The organism is Salmonella sp. NW177, assembly GCF_051811585.1.
Lineage (GTDB): Bacteria > Pseudomonadota > Gammaproteobacteria > Enterobacterales > Enterobacteriaceae > Salmonella > Salmonella enterica.
In genome coordinates, this window is the sequence record NZ_JAMMZV010000002.1 from 429,385 (window position 1) to 446,732 (window position 17,348).

Below are 17,348 nucleotides of genomic sequence, written 5' to 3' on the forward strand. Positions count from 1 at the left end.
AAAACCTAATGTCCAAAATCGTTAAAGTCATCGGTCGTGAAATCATCGACTCCCGTGGTAACCCGACTGTTGAAGCTGAAGTACACCTGGAAGGTGGTTTCGTAGGTATGGCGGCGGCTCCGTCAGGTGCTTCTACTGGTTCCCGCGAAGCGCTGGAACTGCGCGATGGCGACAAATCCCGTTTCCTGGGTAAAGGCGTAACCAAAGCTGTTGGCGCGGTTAACGGCCCGATCGCTCAGGCTATTCTTGGCAAAGACGCTAAAGACCAGGCTGGCATCGACAAAATCATGATCGACCTGGACGGTACTGAAAACAAATCTAACTTCGGTGCAAACGCCATTCTGGCTGTCTCTCTGGCTAACGCCAAAGCTGCTGCTGCCGCTAAAGGTATGCCGCTGTACGAGCACATTGCTGAACTGAACGGCACTCCGGGCAAATACTCCATGCCGGTTCCGATGATGAACATCATCAACGGCGGCGAGCACGCTGACAACAACGTCGACATCCAGGAATTCATGATCCAGCCGGTTGGCGCGAAAACGGTTAAAGAAGCCATCCGTATGGGTTCTGAAGTTTTCCATCACCTGGCAAAAGTGCTGAAAGGCAAAGGCATGAACACCGCTGTGGGTGACGAAGGCGGCTATGCGCCGAACCTGGGCTCCAACGCGGAAGCGCTGGCTGTTATCGCTGAAGCGGTTAAAGCGGCTGGTTACGAGCTGGGTAAAGACATCACCCTGGCGATGGACTGCGCAGCATCTGAATTCTACAAAGACGGTAAATACGTTCTGGCTGGCGAAGGCAACAAAGCGTTCACCTCCGAAGAATTCACCCACTTCCTGGAAGAACTGACCAAACAGTACCCGATCGTTTCCATCGAAGATGGTCTGGACGAGTCTGACTGGGACGGTTTTGCATACCAGACCAAAGTACTGGGCGACAAAATCCAGCTGGTTGGTGACGACCTGTTCGTAACCAACACCAAAATCCTGAAAGAAGGCATCGAGAAAGGCATCGCTAACTCCATCCTGATCAAATTCAACCAGATCGGTTCTCTGACCGAAACTCTGGCTGCAATCAAGATGGCGAAAGACGCTGGTTACACTGCTGTCATCTCTCACCGTTCTGGCGAAACTGAAGACGCTACCATCGCTGACCTGGCTGTTGGTACCGCTGCAGGCCAGATCAAAACCGGTTCTATGAGCCGTTCTGACCGTGTTGCTAAATACAACCAGCTGATTCGTATCGAAGAAGCTCTGGGCGAAAAAGCACCGTACAACGGTCGTAAAGAGATCAAAGGCCAGGCGTAATCCTGCTTTTACCTCTTAACGTATAAACCCGCTTCGGCGGGTTTTTTTGTATCGGTTCAATAGCGCAGCCGCTGTGCATGACCGGGCAGACGAAATCTGCAATAATTAACGATTATCCCCTTAACAGAGAACGCTATGCAGTACCCGATTAACGAGATGTTCCAGACCCTACAAGGCGAGGGTTATTTTACCGGCGTCCCCGCTATTTTTATTCGTTTACAGGGATGTCCGGTCGGCTGTGCCTGGTGCGATACCAAACACACCTGGGATAAACTGAGCGATCGGGAAGTGTCTCTGTTCAGCATTCTGGCAAAAACCAAAGAGAGCGACAAATGGGGTGCTGCGAGCAGTGAAGACTTGCTGGCAGTAATTAATCGTCAGGGCTATACCGCGCGTCACGTTGTCATCACCGGTGGAGAACCCTGTATTCACGACCTCATGCCGCTCACCGATCTGCTTGAAAAGAGTGGTTTTAGTTGTCAGATTGAGACCAGCGGGACGCACGAAGTGCGCTGTACGCCTAACACCTGGGTCACGGTTTCACCAAAAGTGAATATGCGCGGGGGATATGACGTGCTTTCCCAGGCGCTGGAGCGCGCCAATGAAATCAAGCATCCCGTTGGGCGAGTTCGTGATATTGAGGCGCTGGATGAACTGTTAGCCACGTTGAGCGATGATAAACCGCGCGTGATTGCTTTGCAGCCCATTAGCCAGAAAGAAGACGCGACGCGTCTGTGTATTGAAACGTGTATTGCGCGTAACTGGCGGCTGTCTATGCAAACGCATAAATATTTAAATATCGCCTGATGCTCTATCAATTTTACGGACGGCCTGCCGATGCCGTCTGTGACTCATCCATTACCTTGCATTGTTTATTTTCTCTATGTGAATTTCGATGAGTGTATAAAAGCGCTGATAAATTTTTCCATAGCGATGCACGGATCACGCTATTTTGGTAAATTTAAAGAAAAAATCATTCTATGAACTTTTTTGCATCAAAATCAGCAAATTAGCTGTTCTTTAATAATTTAAATTGTTGCGATTATGTTGGTAGAATGTGGTGCTGACAAAAAGTAGTTTATAAACAATGATATACGTTTAGTGTGTTCCCCGCGCCAGCGGGGATAAACCGCTTACCGCAGAACCGTACATGCGGCTCATTTCGTGTTCCCCGCGCCAGCGGGGATAAACCGGTAATTCCTCGCCGTAAACGTAACGGAAATACGTGTTCCCCGCGCCAGCGGGGATAAACCGATCAACGATGCCAAACTCGGTGGCGATTGGCAGTGTTCCCCGCGCCAGCGGGGATAAACCGGCCGCGAAATCGCAGCGCCGCATGACGACTCTGTGTTCCCCGCGCCAGCGGGGATAAACCGTAATATTCTTATCCAATATTTTATTGCTTGAGGTGTTCCCCGCGCCAGCGGGGATAAACCGTAGATAGTGAACTTTATGAAGAAGTAATGAAGGTGTTCCCCGCGCCAGCGGGGATAAACCGGGGATGTCACAATGATAAGGCGTTTTCCGTTAGTGTTCCCCGCGCCAGCGGGGATAAACCGGCGGATAATTCAACAGCGTTGGGCTATAGCACGTGTTCCCCGCGCCAGCGGGGATAAACCGGTTGAAATCTTGGCCGCAGCGGAGGAAATGGGGTGTTCCCCGCGCCAGCGGGGATAAACCGCGCAATTACACTGACAATTCGTCAGCGCAAACGTGTTCCCCGCGCCAGCGGGGATAAACCGAAATTTGGCTTGATGCCGCAAACAAAGAACTTGTGTTCCCCGCGCCAGCGGGGATAAACCGAACTGCTTAAATCAAAAGGACTTCACTAATGAGTGTTCCCCGCGCCAGCGGGGATAAACCGCCCGTGTGCCCTTTACCCTTGCCGTAGTCCAAGTGTTCCCCGCGCCAGCGGGGATAAACCGACATTGATTGATACGTGTATCAATCGCTGGTCGTGTTCCCCGCGCCAGCGGGGATAAACCGTCGCGGATTTTCTTAAACGCAGCAATAATATTGTGTTCCCCGCGCCAGCGGGGATAAACCGAGTTCAGTCCAGTTAACGCTGAACGGCGAACCGTGTTCCCCGCGCCAGCGGGGATAAACCGATCGTTGTCGTTCGTGTTGCTGAGGGTGCGAAGTGTTCCCCGCGCCAGCGGGGATAAACCGGGGCCCCCACGATTTAGCCTTTGACAATTATAGTGTTCCCCGCGCCAGCGGGGATAAACCGGAAAGCTACGACTTACCAGACTGAAGCCATAAGTGTTCCCCGCGCCAGCGGGGATAAACCGAACATCGTCGCCAGGCGTTTTTGCATGTCGTCGTGTTCCCCGCGCCAGCGGGGATAAACCGTAACCATCGTGACGTGTGAAGTTGCCGCCCAGGTGTTCCCCGCGCCAGCGGGGATAAACCGATTTTAGAATTACGCATTGAGCCGATGATGTAGTGTTCCCCGCGCCAACAAGGATAGCCGTTGCATAATCATAATCTGTGTACCAGTAATGGCTGCTACAAACCTGTAAAGTAAAAAGGCCGCGTTTTTCCGGGGAGGCTTTTATACAGGAGAAGGCCATGGCGTTAAGGATCAGGGTATTGCTCGAAAATCATAAGGGAGCTGGAGCGGATAAATCGTTGAAGGCCCGGCCAGGGTTAAGCCTGTAGGTCGAGGATGAGTCTACGTCTATCTTGTTCGATACCGGCCCTGATGGCAGTTTTATGCAAAACGCGTTGGCGATGGGGATCGACCTGTCCGATGTGTCTGCTGTGGTGCTTTCGCATGGTCATTACGATCATTGCGGCGGCGTGCCGTGGCTTCCTGATAACAGTCGAATCATCTGCCATCCCGATATTGCGCGCGAACGTTATGCGGCAATGACTTTTCTCGGTATTACCCGAAAAATAAAAAAATTGTCGTGTGAGGTGGACTATTCACGCTATCGAATGATGTACACGCGTGACCCCCTGCCGATTGGCGAAAACTTTATCTGGTCAGGGGAAATACCAGTGGTCGCGCCTGAAGCCTACGGCATTTTTGGCGGCCACGATGCGGAGCCGGACTCTATTTTGGATGAGGGCGTACTGATTTACCAATCGACAAAAGGATTAGTCATCATTACGGGATGCGGGCATCGGGGGATCGCAAATATTGTCCGGCACTGTCAGAACATTACCGGTATAAAGCGGATTTACGCGCTTGTCGGCGGATTTCATCTCCGCTGCGCATCACCGTTCACGCTGTGGCGAGTCAGGCGCTTTCTGCAAGAACAAAAACCTGAAAAACTATGCGGTTGTCACTGTACAGGGGCCTGGGGGCGGTTGTGGCTACCGGAAATAACCGCACCTGCAACCGGTGATGTGCTGCGCTTTTAACACCGCGCTGGACAATGTTTTCACTGATAAAACGTCGTGTGGATAGGCTGGAATCAATTTGACATCCAGCCCACGCGTTAATAAACCTTATTCGCCGCGATAGACGCAGCCGGCTGTACAGGTCTCTTTCACCATCACGGCGCTCAGTAGCGGCACGACGGGCTTAACCTGATCCCAAATCCATTTTGCCAGCACTTCGCTGGTGGGATTGGACAGCCCTGGAATATCATTCAGATAGTAGTGATCAAGACGATCGTAAGTCGGTTTAAACGCCGCTTTGAGATCCGCGAAATCCATAATCCAACCGGTATGCGGATCGACTTCACCGGTAATTTCGAGACGCACCATAAACGAGTGTCCGTGCAGGCGGCCGCACTTATGCCCTTCAGGCACGTGAGGCAGGCGGTGAGCGGCTTCAAAGGTGAAATCTTTATACAACGTGGTGGACATGATGAACTCTCAGGCAATAAAAAAACCGCCGTAGGGTACCGGAAAGCGCATTTTTTATCATTAACTAAAACCATTCTCCGCCTTGTGACGGGCAATTAATTTAAGAATTTCCAGAAAATTTAATAATTATCAATCAATTATAAAATCGATTTTGGCGTTAATAACGATAACTAAAACAGGTTAGTTCATTTGGTTATTTGTTATTTCCAACCCTTCTTTAATTGTTATTCCTCTCACCGTTAACCTTATCCTCAGTTTGGGATTTATCGCTTATACATTTCATCTTTCAAGCCGCATCTGTGTGACTGCGTTTACTCACCCCAGTCACGTATTTATGTACGCTCCTGGGGCGCGCTCAGCTTACGGCGAACTTGAATGATTTTGTGTATAGATCCGCTTTGCTTACTGGAACATAACGACGCATGACGACACCGGCTCCACTGACTGGGTTGCTTCCGCTTAATCCGGAGCAACTGGCGCGCCTTCAGGCCGCGACAACCGACCTTACTCCCGAACAGCTTGCCTGGGTCTCCGGCTATTTTTGGGGCGTACTGAACCCGCGCTCAGGCGCTGTTGCCGTCACGCCTGCTCCTGAGGGAAAGATGCCGGGAGTTACGCTTATCTCCGCTTCGCAAACCGGCAATGCGCGTCGTGTGGCGGAAGCGCTGCGTGATGATCTGCTGGCGGCCAACCTTAATGTGACACTGGTGAACGCCGGCGACTACAAATTCAAACAGATTGCCAGTGAAAAAATGCTGGTGATAGTGACGTCCACCCAGGGAGAAGGCGAGCCGCCGGAAGAGGCCGTCGCGCTGCATAAGTTCCTGTTCTCGAAAAAAGCGCCGAAACTGGAAAACACCGCGTTTGCCGTATTTGGTCTTGGCGATACATCCTATGAATTCTTCTGCCAGTCCAGCAAAGATTTCGACAGCAAACTGGCGGAACTGGGCGGTGAACGTCTGCTCGACCGTGTCGATGCTGACGTTGAATATCAGGCAGCTGCCAGCGAATGGCGCGCCCGCGTGGTTGATGTTCTGAAGTCCCGCGCACCTGTCGCGGCACCTTCGCAATCCGTCGCTACTGGCGCGGTAAACGACATCCACACCAGCCCCTATACCAAAGACGCGCCGCTGACCGCGACCCTCTCCGTGAATCAGAAAATCACCGGTCGCAACTCGGAAAAAGACGTTCGTCATATTGAGATTGATTTAGGCGACTCCGGTCTGCGTTACCAGCCGGGCGATGCGCTGGGCGTCTGGTATCAGAACGATCCGGCTCTGGTGAAGGAGCTGGTTGAGTTGCTGTGGCTGAAAGGCGATGAGCCGGTGACGGTTGACGGTAAAACCCTGCCGCTCGCCGAAGCGCTGGAGTGGCACTTCGAGCTGACGGTGAATACCGCCAACATTGTTGAGAACTACGCGACCCTGACGCGCAGTGAGTCGCTGTTGCCATTAGTGGGCGACAAAGCGCAGCTCCAGCACTACGCCGCGACCACGCCAATCGTCGATATGGTGCGTTTCTCTCCGGCGCAACTGGATGCTCAGGCGCTAATCGACCTGCTGCGTCCGCTGACGCCGCGTTTGTACTCCATCGCCTCCGCGCAGGCGGAAGTCGAAAGCGAAGTACACGTAACCGTCGGCGTCGTGCGCTACGACATTGAAGGCCGCGCTCGCGCGGGTGGTGCTTCCAGCTTCCTTGCCGACCGCGTGGAAGAAGAGGGCGAAGTTCGCGTCTTTATTGAGCATAACGATAACTTCCGCCTGCCAGCTAACCCGCAGACGCCGGTCATTATGATTGGCCCCGGCACCGGCATCGCGCCGTTCCGCGCCTTTATGCAACAGCGCGCGGCGGAAGGGGCGGAAGGTAAGAACTGGCTGTTCTTCGGTAACCCGCACTTCACCGAAGATTTCCTTTATCAGGTTGAATGGCAGCGTTACGTGAAAGAAGGCGTGCTGAACCGGATCGATCTGGCCTGGTCCCGCGATCAAAAAGAAAAAATCTACGTACAAGACAAACTGCGCGAACAGGGCGCGGAGCTGTGGCGCTGGATCAATGACGGTGCCCACATTTATGTCTGCGGCGACGCCAGGCGTATGGCCGCAGATGTCGAAAAAGCGTTGCTGGAAGTGATCGCTGAATTCGGCGGTATGGACCTCGAATCGGCAGATGAATATTTAAGTGAGCTGCGCGTAGAGCGCCGTTATCAGCGAGATGTCTACTAATGAGCGAAAAACATCCAGGCCCACTGGTGGTCGAAGGTAAACTGTCCGATGCCGAGCGCATGAAGCTGGAAAGCAACTACCTGCGCGGTACCATTGCGGAAGATCTGAACGACGGTCTCACCGGCGGTTTTAAAGGCGACAACTTCCTGCTAATACGCTTTCATGGCATGTATCAGCAGGATGACCGCGATATTCGCGCCGAGCGTGCGGCGCAGAAGCTGGAGCCGCGCCACGCCATGCTGCTGCGCTGCCGTCTGCCGGGCGGGGTGATTACTACGACGCAATGGCAGGCGATCGATAAATTCGCGGCGGATAACACGATTTATGGCAGTATCCGTCTGACCAACCGCCAGACCTTCCAGTTTCACGGTATTCTGAAGAAGAACGTCAAGCCGGTGCACCAGATGCTGCATTCGGTCGGGCTGGATGCGCTGGCAACCGCTAACGACATGAACCGTAACGTGCTGTGCACCTCCAACCCGTACGAATCGCAGTTGCACGCGGAAGCCTACGAGTGGGCGAAGAAGATCTCCGAACATCTGCTGCCGCGCACCCGTGCGTATGCGGAGATCTGGCTCGATCAGGAGAAGGTGGCGACCACCGATGAAGAGCCGATCCTCGGGCAGACCTATCTGCCGCGTAAGTTCAAAACCACGGTGGTGATCCCGCCGCAAAATGATATCGATCTGCACGCCAACGACATGAACTTTGTGGCGATTGCCGAGAACGGCAAGCTGGTCGGCTTTAACCTGCTGGTGGGCGGCGGTCTGTCTATTGAGCATGGTAATAAGAAAACCTACGCGCGTACGGCCAGCGAGTTTGGCTATCTGCCGCTGGAGCACACCCTGGCGGTGGCCGAAGCGGTAGTGACGACGCAGCGCGACTGGGGTAACCGTACCGACCGTAAAAACGCCAAAACCAAATACACCCTTGAGCGCGTGGGACTGGAGACGTTTAAAGCGGAAGTCGAGCGTCGCGCGGGGATCACATTTGAACCCATTCGTCCGTATGAATTTACCGGGCGTGGCGACAGGATTGGCTGGGTGAAAGGCATTGATGATAAATGGCACCTGACGCTGTTTATCGAAAGTGGCCGCATTCTGGACTATCCGGGGCGTCCGCTGAAAACCGGCCTGCTGGAGATCGCGAAGATTCATCAGGGCGAGTTCCGTATTACCGCTAACCAGAACCTGATTATTGCCAGCGTGCCGGAAAGCCAGAAAGTGAAAATCGAGACGCTGGCGCGCGATCATGGGCTGATGAATGCGGTGAGCGCGCAGCGTGAAAACTCAATGGCCTGTGTATCGTTCCCGACCTGCCCGCTGGCAATGGCGGAAGCCGAGCGTTTCCTGCCGTCGTTCACGGACAAAGTGGAAGCGATTCTGGAAAAACACGGTATTCCTGATGAGCATATCGTGATGCGCGTGACCGGCTGCCCGAACGGCTGTGGTCGCGCGATGCTGGCGGAAATTGGCTTAGTAGGGAAAGCGCCTGGTCGTTATAACCTGCATCTTGGCGGCAACCGTATTGGGACACGTATCCCACGGATGTATCAAGAAAATATCACCGAGCCGGATATTCTGGCCTCGCTGGATGAACTGATTGGGCGCTGGGCGAAAGAGCGTGAAGCGGGTGAAGGCTTCGGCGACTTTACGGTGCGTGCGGGCATCATTCGCCCGGTGCTCGATCCAGCGCGTGATTTCTGGGAATAACCTGAATTGCCGGATGGCGTCTGTGTAGGCCTGATAAGCGCAGCGCCATCAGGCAAGGCAAACAGTGAGGAACTTATGTCCCAACTCGATCTCAACGCATTGAATGAACTGCCAAAAGTCGATCGCGTACTGGCGTTGGCGGAAACCAACGCTCAATTGGAAACGCTGACTGCCGAAGAACGCGTGGCCTGGGCGCTGGAAAATCTGCCCGGCGAATACGTGCTCTCCTCAAGCTTTGGCATCCAGGCGGCGGTGAGCCTGCACCTGGTGAACCAGATTCGCCCGGATATCCCGGTGATCCTCACCGATACCGGCTATTTGTTCCCGGAAACCTACCAGTTTATTGATGAGCTAACGGACAAACTCAAACTCAACCTGAAAGTTTACCGCGCGGGCGAAAGTCCGGCCTGGCAGGAAGCGCGCTACGGCAAGCTGTGGGAGCAGGGCGTTGAGGGCATTGAGAAATACAATGACATCAACAAAGTCGAGCCGATGAACCGGGCGCTAAAAGAGCTGAAAGCGCAGACGTGGTTTGCGGGTCTGCGTCGCGAGCAGTCCGGCAGCCGCGCGCATTTACCCGTTCTCGCTATCCAGCGCGGCGTGTTTAAAGTGCTGCCGATTATCGACTGGGATAACCGCACGGTTTACCAGTATCTGCAAAAGCACGGTCTGAAATACCATCCGCTGTGGGATCAGGGCTATCTGTCGGTGGGCGATATACATACTACCCGCAAGTGGGAGCCGGGCATGGCGGAAGAAGAGACGCGGTTCTTCGGGCTGAAGCGCGAGTGCGGGCTGCATGAAGGGTGATTGTCCTTACGCGGTATGATTATACTTGCTGCTATGAAAAATCCGGCAGGCAGCCGGATTTTAAATTGGTTATATACCCAAAATAATTCGAGTTGCTTAAAGGCGGCAAGGGAGTGAGTCCCCAGGAGCATAGATAACTATGTGACTGGGGTGAACGAGCGTAGCCAACACATAAGCAACTTGAAGTATGAAGGGTATATTACTGACTATCTTTATACCAGTAATATATTACGACTGCACCCATCTTTACCAATGTGCAAAGAACGTTCATGGGTTAGATATAGCTTTTCAAGAATTACATCAATAAACATTTTTTTTGCATGATAGTCGTTATAATCCTGATTAAGTTTTTTTAAAAAACCGGAATTTGTTGGTTTAAACTCTGCAAACGGTGAATAGCTATGTAGTAAATAGGAGATGCACGGATGCATCATGCTAAAAGCGACTTCACCTTGTACCTCCTGATAACCTATTTTGCAAAACTGAGTTGTAGGCTCAAAGTTACCGGCATTAATACAGGCCAGCATCGATTTTTCATCTGCAGTAAGTGAGTCCTGCCATTCGACAAGCGGGTGGTCTGGAGCCTCTGCGGGACGCATCATCTCATAAACCGCCGCTTTGATTTGTGCATTGCCCGTCACTTCTTTTCGTAGAGTTGAAATCGACTCTTGAAGTAATTCCGGGTGCCAGGTCATCTTCGAACCAATCACCTCACATATTTGTAAAAATAATTGTCTCTCCTCTCTACTCATAGATTCTATCACTGCATCATCTGATATATTAAGGATGTCCTTAATATTGCTTTGGCTGATCACCGTGTCGCCGACCATAAGTAAAAATTGTGTCTGAGAAGCATCCATCTTGATAGTAAACAGATCCTGATGAGCCGGGCAGGCCAGATGTTGTAGCCGTTTAAAGGCGTAAATTTTATTTATATCCTCTACGTTAACTTCCATCTCTCCAGGTTCACCACGGCCCTGCCCGTGAATGATGGAGTGTAACACTTCCAGCGCATGGTCCTTTTTTTCCGCTCTAAAATGATCCTGGACTTTATCCCAGCCCCCCATATGGATTGCTTTTTCTTTATCTGCGCTTAACAGATGAGCAAGCCGACTTTCATTAAGCGTATAATTTTGATGATTACCGAAGCTTAAAGTGACTGGCATAATATTTTCCTTCAAATTTATATTATTCAATATTCGGAGTAAAATATATCTTTCAATTCTCTCTTTTTTATTAAACAGATAAAGTTTACTACAGGAGAGAATTTGAACGACATTATTAATACAGCACATTTATGGTTGGTAATCCTTTGTGGTGACGATAATTCAGACAAAAGGTAGATGATTAGCCGCAAATGGTCGTTTTTTTAAATTTTGGTTTATGCAGGGGGGCATTGGAAGAAGCCTCTTTGATCGCTTCTTCCAAAAGAAAAGAGCGGAAAAATTTATAATAATTATTCGTGGGGTAAATATTTCTGAAGAATATATAAAGTTGAGTGAGCATATTTAAATATAATCTCAGGAAGTGCAATTTTTGTGAGATATATCAACAAAAAAGACCATTAAAAAGGCGTAGAGTGCTTTTATTATCCACATGCTGGAGTTTACGTGTCGATATATCACTATTGGGGAAAGTCTCGACGAGGAGAAACTGACGGCGGTGATGATTACCATTTGCTTTGCTGGCATTCTTTAGATGTTGCGGCTGTGGGTTACTGGATGGTGATAAATAATATTTATTTTATTGACCACTATCTAAAAAAATTAGGCATCCAGGATAAGGAGCAGGCGGCGCAATTTTTTGCCTGGATTTTATGTTGGCATGATATTGGAAAATTTGCTCATTCCTTCCAGCAACTATACCGTCATGAGGCTTTAAATATCTTTAATGAGCCTACACGGCATTATGAAAAAATCGCGCATACCACGCTGGGATACGTGTTGTGGAACTCCTGGCTAAGTGAATGCCCTGAATTGTTTCCTCCTTCTTCGCTTTCAGTTCGTAAAAGTAAGCGCGTTATGGCGCTTTGGATGCCAGTCACTACAGGTCATCATGGACGCCCTCCAGAGGCAATCCAGGAGCTGGACCATTTTCGCCAGCAGGATAAAGATGCGGCAAGAGATTTTCTTCTGAGAATAAAAGCGCTCTTTCCTTTAATTACTTTGCCTGAAGCCTGGGATGAAGATGAGGGTATCGACCAATTTCAGCAACTTTCCTGGTTTATTTCCGCTGCGGTTGTACTGGCTGACTGGACTGGTTCTGCCAGCCGTTATTTTCCGCGTACTGCGGAAAAAATGCCTGTTGATATCTACTGGCAGCAAGCTCTCACTAAAGCACAAACTGCCATTACGCTATTTCCCTCAGCGGCGAATGTGTCTGCCTTTACGGGCATAGAAACGCTTTTCCCTTTTATTCAGCATCCCACACCGTTACAACAAAAGGCGCTTGAGCTGGATATCAACGTGGATGGCGCCCAACTCTTTATTCTTGAAGATGTCACTGGAGCCGGAAAAACAGAGGCGGCGCTCATATTAGCTCATCGACTGATGGCGGCAGGTAAAGCGCAGGGACTCTATTTTGGACTGCCGACAATGGCGACAGCCAACGCGATGTTTGAACGTATGGCGAACACCTGGCTGGCGCTGTATCAGCCGGACTCCCGTCCCAGCCTGATTCTGGCGCATAGCGCGCGTCGCTTAATGGATCGTTTCAATCAGTCAATATGGTCGGTCACTCTTTCTGGTACGGAAGAACTCGATGAAGCGCAGCCTTATAGTCAGGGATGCGCCGCCTGGTTTGCCGACAGCAATAAAAAAGCGTTGTTGGCGGAGGTTGGCGTAGGCACGTTGGATCAGGCGATGATGGCGGTAATGCCATTTAAACATAACAACCTGCGGTTACTGGGTCTTAGCAACAAGATTTTACTGGCTGATGAGATCCATGCCTGTGATGCCTGGATGTCCCGAATACTTGAAGGTTTGATTGAACGGCAGGCCAGTAATGGCAACGCCACTATTCTGTTATCTGCGACGCTATCGCAGCAGCAGCGAGATAAGCTGGTGGCGGCATTTTCCCGTGGGGTGAGGCGTAGTGTGCAGGCGCCGTTGCTAGGCCATGACGATTATCCCTGGCTGACTCAGGTCACACAAACAGAGCTGATTTCTCAGCGGGTTGATACACGCAAGGAGGTTGAGCGTAGTGTAGATATTGGCTGGCTACACAGTGAAGAGGCGTGTCTTGAACGTATAGGTGAAGCAGTGGAAAAAGGAAACTGTATCGCCTGGATACGTAACTCCGTTGATGATGCGATTCGTATCTATCGCCAGCTTCAACTGAGTAAGGTCGTCGCCACGGAAAACCTTTTACTCTTCCATAGTCGCTTTGCTTTTCACGATCGTCAGCGGATTGAGTCGCAGACGCTGAATCTCTTTGGCAAACAGAGCGGTGCGCAACGTGCCGGTAAGGTCATTATCGCCACGCAGGTCATCGAACAAAGTCTGGATATTGACTGCGATGAGATGATCTCTGATTTAGCGCCGGTGGATTTATTAATTCAGCGGGCCGGTCGACTACAGCGTCATATTCGCGATCGTAACGGTCTGGTGAAAAAGAGTGGGCAGGATGAGCGAGAGACGCCAGTGCTGCGCATTCTTGCTCCGGAGTGGGATGACGCGCCGAGAGAGAACTGGTTATCCAGCGCCATGCGTAACAGCGCCTATGTCTATCCCGATCATGGGCGCATGTGGCTGACGCAGCGCATATTACGTGAGCAGGGGACGATTCGGATGCCGCAATCTGCCCGATTGTTGATTGAGTCGGTCTACGGCGAGCATGTCAACATGCCGGTTGGATTTGCAAAAACCGAGCAATTGCAGGAAGGCAAATTTTATTGCGACCGGGCATTTGCCGGCCAGATGCTGCTTAACTTTGCGCCGGGCTACTGTGCTGAAATTAGCGATTCTTTACCGGAGAAAATGTCAACGCGGCTGGCGGAAGAGTCTGTCACGCTGTGGCTGGCGAAAATCGTGGATAGCGTCGTAACCCCTTATGCCAGCGGTGAACACGCCTGGGAGATGAGCGTGCTGCGAGTACGTCAGAGCTGGTGGAATAAACATAAAGACGAGTTTGAAAAATTAGACGGCGAACCCTTGCGTAAGTGGTGTGCGCAACAGCATCAGGATAAGGATTTTGCCACGGTGATTGTGGTGACGGATTGTGCCGCTTGTGGTTATTCGGCGAATGAGGGATTGATTGGCATGATGGGGGAATAACGAATATAGATATGGACAATTTTTCGCTTTTAACAACGCCCTGGCTCCCCGTCCGTTTCAAAGACGGTTCCACGGGCAAACTGGCTCCTGTCAATCTGGCAGATGAAAACGTGGTGGATATCGCCGCAACGCGAGCAGATTTGCAGGGAGCGGCCTGGCAGTTTTTGTTGGGATTGCTGCAATGCAGTATCGCGCCGAAAAGATACAAAAACTGGGAGGATATCTGGTTTGATGGATTGCATGCCGATGCGCTCCATAAGGCATTAGCACCGTTAGAACACGCTTTTCAGTTTGGCGCGGAAACGCCGTCTTTTATGCAGGATTTTGAGCCGTTAACCGGCGAAAAAGTGTCGATCGCCTCGTTGCTGCCAGAAACGCCCGGCGCACAAACCACGAAGTTCAATAAAGATCATTTTATCAAACGCGGTGTAACGGAACGTTTTTGTCCGCACTGCGCGGCGCTGGCGCTGTTCTCGTTGCAGCTTAACGCGCCCTCCGGCGGTAAAGGCTACCGCACCGGGCTGCGCGGCGGCGGGCCACTGACCACGCTGGTTGAATTGCAGGAATATCAGGGCGAGCGGCAAACGCCGCTCTGGCGCAAGCTGTGGCTCAACGTGATGCCGCAGGATACTGCGGATCTGCCTTTACCAGACCAGTGTGATGCGGCCATTTTCCCGTGGCTTGCCGCGACGCGGACCAGCGAGCAGGCGAATGCCGTTACCACGCCGGAGCAGGTCAATAAACTCCAGGCGTACTGGGGGATGCCGCGTCGTATCCGCCTGGATTTTGCCACCTTACAGTCAGGTTGCTGCGATATTTGCGGCGCTGAAAGCGATGAGCTTCTTGGCTTTATGACCGTCAAGAACTACGGCGTTAACTACGATGGCTGGCGGCACCCGCTGACGCCTTATCGCGCCCCGGTAAAAGATCAAAACGCCTTCTTTTCCGTTAAACCGCAGCCCGGCGGTCTTATCTGGCGCGACTGGCTGGGATTAAGTCAGAACAACCAGACGGAAGCGAATTACGAATCTCCCGCGCAGGTAGTCAAGGTGTTTAACGCCCGCTCGCTGACTGACGTTAAAGCGGGGATCTGGGGCTTTGGCGCGGATTTCGACAATATGAAAATTCGCTGCTGGTATGAGCATCACTTTCCGTTGCTGATGACGGAAGGTCTGATCCCTGATTTACGTAAGGCCGTGCAAACTGCGGCCCGCCTGTTGAGCCTGCTTCGCAGTGCGCTAAAAGAAGCGTGGTTCGCCAATGCGAAGGATGCCCGCGGTGATTTCAGTTTTATCGACATTGATTTCTGGAACCTGACGCAGGGGCGCTTTCTCAATCTGATCCACGATCTGGAAAACGGACACAAGCCGGACGAAAGGCTGAATAAATGGCAAAGAGAACTTTGGCTATTTACCCGGCGCTACTTCGACGACCGCGTCTTTACCAACCCCTACGAGAGCAGCGATCTGGAGCGCATCATGAAGGCGCGCAAAAAATATTTTACTTCATCGGCGGAAAAGCAAAGCGCGAAAGCCGCCAAAGCAAAGAAGCAGGAGGCTGCTGAATGAGTATTGTGACGAAAGATGATAAAGCCACTTTGCTTCAGTGGCATGAGGAACTACAAGAAAAACGTGGATTACGTGCCAGCTTACGACGTAGTAAAACGGTGAATGATGCCTGTTTGGCTGAGGGGCTTCATTCATTGTTAATGCAAACACATTCTTTATGGAAAAACAAAGCACCCTGGAATGTTACTGCATTGGCAATCACAGCGGCACTGGCTGCACATATCAAATTTATTGATGAGCAAAAGAGTTTTGCTGCGCAGCTTGGACAGAAGAAAGGTGGCGACACTCCGGTGATGTCAAAATTACGCTTCTCCCACCTATTAGCGGTAAAAACGCCGGATGAACTGCTGCGCCAGTTACGGCGTGCGGTGAAGCTGTTAGATGGTTCGGTCAACCTGTTTTCTCTTGCAGACGATATTTTCTGCTGGTGCCAGGAGCAGAATGACTTGCTGAACCACCATCGCCGCCAGCAGCGGCCAACCGAATTTCTTCGTATCCGCTGGGCGCTGGAATACTACCAGGCCGGCGATGGCGATACCGATAACGAACAAGATTAACAGGGATATCTTTATGACAACGTTTATTCAGCTCCATTTACTGACCGCTTACCCCGCCGCTAACCTGAACCGTGATGATACCGGTGCGCCAAAAACCGTGGTGCTTGGCGGAGCAACACGTCTGCGTATCTCCTCTCAGAGCCTGAAACGCGCCTGGCGTACATCTGAGTTATTTGAACAGGCATTAGCTGGCCATATTGGTATTCGTACTGGTCGCATTGCTCGTGAGGCGGCGCAAATCCTCGTTGATAGCGGCATTGACGCCAAAAAAGCGGTTGAGTACGTCAAGAACATCGCCAACTGCTTTGGCAAGGTAAAAGAGGATAAGAAACCCAAAGAAGATTTGACGAATGCTGAAACCGAGCAACTGGTGCATATCAGCCCTGCTGAGTTTGAGGCCGTGAAAGCGCTGGCGCGCCGTCTGGCAGAAGAAAAACGTCCGGCAACAGAAGAGGAAGCGGAACTGTTACGTCACGATCGCATGGCCGTCGATATTGCCATGTTTGGCCGGATGTTAGCGAAGAAAACTGATTTTAACGTGGAAGCCGCCTGCCAGGTCGCCCACGCCTTCGGCGTCAGCGAAACGATCATCGAAGACGATTTCTTTACCGCTGTGGATGACCTACGCCAGGCATCGGCAGAAGATGCAGGCGCAGGCCATCTCGGCGAAGCCGGCTTTGGCTCCGCGCTGTTTTACACCTATATCTGCATCGACAAAGATCTGCTGGTGAAAAACCTGAACGGCAATGAAGAACTGGCAAACAAAACGCTGCGCGCCTTTACTGAAGCGGCGCTGAAAGTGTCGCCGACCGGCAAACAGAACAGCTTTGCCAGCCGTGCCTATGCCTCGTGGGCGCTGGCCGAAAAAGGCACCGACCAACCACGTTCACTGGCGGCCGCGTTTTATGAACCGATCAACGGTACAGACCAATTGAACGTTGCGGTTAAGCGTATTACCGCGCTGCGTGAAAATATGAATGCGGTCTATGTACAGGAGACGGCGTTCAAAGACTTTAACGTTATGAATCAGCAGGGAAGCATGAAAGACGTGCTTGACTTCATCTGCGCGTAAGGGGCGG

11 protein-coding genes, 1 pseudogene and 1 CRISPR repeat array are annotated in these 17,348 nt (G+C 51.6%); of the genes and pseudogenes, 10 read left to right on the forward strand and 2 right to left on the reverse strand.

Translation table 11 applies throughout. The features are described 5' to 3' along the window. Positions 1-8: 8 nt before the first annotated feature. The 3 genes and pseudogenes from eno to NA986_RS08740 all read left to right on the forward strand — a co-directional run bounded on the left by eno (position 9) and on the right by NA986_RS08740 (position 4,676). On the forward strand, positions 9-1,307 hold the full coding sequence (gene eno, locus NA986_RS08730; RefSeq protein ID WP_000036734.1) for a phosphopyruvate hydratase: 1,299 nt from the start codon (positions 9-11) through the stop codon (positions 1,305-1,307). Between the two features lie 135 nt (positions 1,308-1,442). Further along, the gene (queE, locus tag NA986_RS08735) at positions 1,443-2,114 is read left to right on the forward strand and encodes a 7-carboxy-7-deazaguanine synthase QueE (RefSeq protein ID WP_001199961.1); all 672 of its coding nucleotides are present in this window, start codon (positions 1,443-1,445) and stop codon (positions 2,112-2,114) included. A gap of 296 nt (positions 2,115-2,410) precedes the next feature. Continuing rightward, a CRISPR array of direct repeats spans positions 2,411-3,720; the repeat unit is 29 nt; unit sequence GTGTTCCCCGCGCCAGCGGGGATAAACCG. A gap of 158 nt (positions 3,721-3,878) precedes the next feature. Next, positions 3,879-4,676, forward strand: a pseudogene (locus NA986_RS08740) (MBL fold metallo-hydrolase). Between the two features lie 87 nt (positions 4,677-4,763). Here the strand turns inward: NA986_RS08740 and queD are convergent. After that, positions 4,764-5,126: a 6-carboxytetrahydropterin synthase QueD gene (gene queD, locus NA986_RS08745; protein ID WP_000108313.1), complete on the reverse strand. Its 363-nt coding sequence runs from the start codon at positions 5,124-5,126 to the stop codon at positions 4,764-4,766. Between the two features lie 422 nt (positions 5,127-5,548). Between queD and cysJ the strand changes: the two genes are divergently transcribed. From cysJ to cysH, 3 genes are all read left to right on the forward strand, one after another. Beyond that, positions 5,549-7,348, forward strand: a complete 1,800-nt coding sequence (gene cysJ, locus NA986_RS08750) for an NADPH-dependent assimilatory sulfite reductase flavoprotein subunit (RefSeq protein WP_023215996.1) — start codon at positions 5,549-5,551, stop codon at positions 7,346-7,348. Next, a complete protein-coding gene (gene cysI, locus NA986_RS08755; RefSeq protein WP_023215997.1) occupies positions 7,348-9,060 on the forward strand; it encodes an assimilatory sulfite reductase (NADPH) hemoprotein subunit in 1,713 nt (570 codons plus the stop codon). The genes cysJ and cysI overlap by 1 nt, the downstream gene beginning before the upstream one ends. Positions 9,061-9,135: 75 nt before the next feature. Continuing rightward, positions 9,136-9,870: a phosphoadenosine phosphosulfate reductase gene (gene cysH, locus NA986_RS08760; protein WP_023215998.1), complete on the forward strand. Its 735-nt coding sequence runs from the start codon at positions 9,136-9,138 to the stop codon at positions 9,868-9,870. Positions 9,871-10,082: 212 nt separating this feature from the next. On the opposite strand, the gene sopD is transcribed toward cysH, so the two are convergent. After that, complete coding sequence (sopD, locus tag NA986_RS08765) at positions 10,083-11,036, reverse strand: SPI-1 type III secretion system effector SopD (RefSeq protein WP_077957178.1); 954 nt, start codon at positions 11,034-11,036, stop codon at positions 10,083-10,085. Positions 11,037-11,480: 444 nt separating this feature from the next. Here sopD and NA986_RS08770 point away from each other — a divergent pair, with 444 nt between their 5' ends. The 4 genes from NA986_RS08770 to cas7e are packed head-to-tail and all read left to right on the forward strand — an operon-like array spanning position 11,481 to position 17,341. Then, positions 11,481-14,144 carry a CRISPR-associated helicase/endonuclease Cas3 gene (locus tag NA986_RS08770; protein WP_079950922.1) on the forward strand — a complete coding sequence of 888 codons (2,664 nt, stop codon included), beginning with the start codon at positions 11,481-11,483 and terminating at the stop codon, positions 14,142-14,144. Between the two features lie 11 nt (positions 14,145-14,155). Then, positions 14,156-15,712, forward strand: coding sequence for a type I-E CRISPR-associated protein Cse1/CasA (gene casA, locus NA986_RS08775; protein ID WP_023216096.1), 1,557 nt, complete (start codon positions 14,156-14,158; stop codon positions 15,710-15,712). Beyond that, positions 15,709-16,269 (forward strand): type I-E CRISPR-associated protein Cse2/CasB, encoded by a 561-nt coding sequence (gene casB, locus NA986_RS08780; RefSeq protein ID WP_000029568.1) that lies wholly within the window; start codon positions 15,709-15,711, stop codon positions 16,267-16,269. The genes casA and casB overlap by 4 nt, the downstream gene beginning before the upstream one ends. 13 nt (positions 16,270-16,282) lie before the next feature. After that, positions 16,283-17,341 (forward strand): type I-E CRISPR-associated protein Cas7/Cse4/CasC, encoded by a 1,059-nt coding sequence (cas7e, locus tag NA986_RS08785; RefSeq protein ID WP_023137836.1) that lies wholly within the window; start codon positions 16,283-16,285, stop codon positions 17,339-17,341. The last annotated feature ends 7 nt before the right edge of the window (positions 17,342-17,348 follow it).

Excerpts from the sequence above, each read along its gene's own strand:
- eno (WP_000036734.1), top strand. The coding sequence starts at position 9 with ATGTCCAAAATCGTTAAAGTCATCGGTCGTGAAATCATCGACTCCCGT.
- queD (WP_000108313.1), bottom strand. The coding sequence starts at position 5,126 with ATGTCCACCACGTTGTATAAAGATTTCACCTTTGAAGCCGCTCACCGC.
- queE (WP_001199961.1), top strand. The coding sequence starts at position 1,443 with ATGCAGTACCCGATTAACGAGATGTTCCAGACCCTACAAGGCGAGGGT.
- cysJ (WP_023215996.1), top strand. The coding sequence starts at position 5,549 with ATGACGACACCGGCTCCACTGACTGGGTTGCTTCCGCTTAATCCGGAG.
- casB (WP_000029568.1), top strand. The coding sequence starts at position 15,709 with ATGAGTATTGTGACGAAAGATGATAAAGCCACTTTGCTTCAGTGGCAT.
- cysH (WP_023215998.1), top strand. The coding sequence starts at position 9,136 with ATGTCCCAACTCGATCTCAACGCATTGAATGAACTGCCAAAAGTCGAT.
- casA (WP_023216096.1), top strand. The coding sequence starts at position 14,156 with ATGGACAATTTTTCGCTTTTAACAACGCCCTGGCTCCCCGTCCGTTTC.
- sopD (WP_077957178.1), bottom strand. The coding sequence starts at position 11,036 with ATGCCAGTCACTTTAAGCTTCGGTAATCATCAAAATTATACGCTTAAT.
- cysI (WP_023215997.1), top strand. The coding sequence starts at position 7,348 with ATGAGCGAAAAACATCCAGGCCCACTGGTGGTCGAAGGTAAACTGTCC.
- cas7e (WP_023137836.1), top strand. The coding sequence starts at position 16,283 with ATGACAACGTTTATTCAGCTCCATTTACTGACCGCTTACCCCGCCGCT.